Raw genomic sequence first — 1,508 nt, forward strand, 5'->3', positions numbered from 1 at the left:
GCGCAAAGAGGCTTTTGTTGTTTCTTCCCCGACGCCACGGGGTGGGCTTCCCGTTTGCTGTGGGGGGGGGGGCGGTGTCCCCCCCCGGTCCGCGGAAGCCGCCGCTACCGGGCCGCTGGATCACGCGGTCCGGTAGCAGCAGGGTGGCTCGGCTACTCGACGATCTTGAGCAGCTTGTTGGCGGTGCCCTCGGACGGGTTGCTGATCCTGTCCGCGGTGGCGCCCTCGACGAGGGCCTGGGCGACCTGGTCAGGCGTGGCGTCCTGGTGGGCCGCGAGGTAGAGGGCGGCGGCGCCGACCACGTGCGGGGTCGCCATCGAGGTGCCGGAGATGGTCTTCGTACCCTCGTCGCTGTCGTTCCAGGCCGAGGTGATGTCCGAGCCCGGGGCGTAGAGGTCCACCACGGAGCCGAAGTTGGAGAAGCTGGACTGCTGGTCCTCCTTTGTGGAGGAGGCCACGGTGATGGCTTCCTCCACGCGGGACGGGGAGCCCTGGCCGGCGTCCGAGGACTCGTTGCCCGCGGCGACGCCGAAGGTGACACCGGAGGCGATGGCCTTCTGCACGGCCTCGTCGAGGGCCGGGTCGGCACCTCCGCCGAGGCTCATGTTGGCGACGGACGGGCCCTGGTGGTTCCTGGTGACCCAGTCGATGCCTGCGACGACCTGCTCGGTCGTACCCGAGCCGTTGTCGTCGAGGACGCGGACGGCGACGATCTTCGCCTTCTTGGCGACCCCGTGCGCGGCGCCGGCGATGGTGCCGGCCACGTGGGTGCCGTGGCCGTTGCCGTCCGAGGCGTCGTCGTCGTTGTCGATCGCGTCGAAGCCCGAAGTGGCGCGGCCCTCGAAGTCCTTGTGCGTGACGCGGACTCCGGTGTCGATGACGTAGGCCGTGACGCCCTCACCCGCGCCGTCCGGGTAGGTGTACTTGGAGTCGCCGGCGGTGTCTGTCTGGTCGACCCGGTCCAGGCCCCAGGACGGCGGGTCGTCCTGGGTCGCGTTGATGGTGAACTTCTTGTTCTGGACGACCTTGGCGACGGCGGGGTCGGCGGCGAGGCGCTTGGCCTCGGTCTCCGAAAGGCCGTTCACCGAGAAGCCGTTGACGGCGGAGTCGTAGCTGCGGCGCAGGGTGCCGCCGTACTCCTTCGCCAGATCTCCCTTGTCGGCCTTCTCGTCCAGCAGAACGATGTAGCTGCCTGCGACAGCGCCTTCCACGCCGAGGCCGTGGACCGTTCCGAGGGCGGGTGCGGGGGCCGCGCCGGCGAACGGGCTGACGATGACGGTGACTCCGGCCGCAGCTGCGATCGCGGTCGAGACGGCGACGAGCCTGGTCCGGCGGACACGCTTGTGTACTGCCTTGACGCTCCCCTCCCTGAAGGGAGGGGATTCTTACGGCTCGCGCCGTGAGACTTCCTGATTCATCGCCGACTGCCCGCCCGGAGAACTCCGTTGAGGTCTTACACCAGCTCCGCAGGCTGCGACCGCCCGTCCGGCGGCCAGAAGGTTCTTCGC

Annotated in this window: 1 protein-coding gene and 1 pseudogene; both read right to left on the reverse strand. The window is 69.6% G+C overall.

The window, feature by feature from the left end; genetic code table 11:
- Positions 1-152 precede the first annotated feature (152 nt).
- On the reverse strand, positions 153-1,301 hold the full coding sequence (locus ACFUJR_RS39235) for a S8 family serine peptidase (RefSeq protein ID WP_383181757.1): 1,149 nt from the start codon (positions 1,299-1,301) through the stop codon (positions 153-155).
- A gap of 84 nt (positions 1,302-1,385) precedes the next feature.
- Positions 1,386-1,508 (reverse strand): annotated as a pseudogene (locus tag ACFUJR_RS39240) (RNA-guided endonuclease TnpB family protein); the annotation flags it as partial.

Origin of the sequence: Streptomyces sp. NPDC057271 (assembly GCF_042668715.1) — a bacterium.
GTDB lineage: Bacteria > Actinomycetota > Actinomycetes > Streptomycetales > Streptomycetaceae > Streptomyces.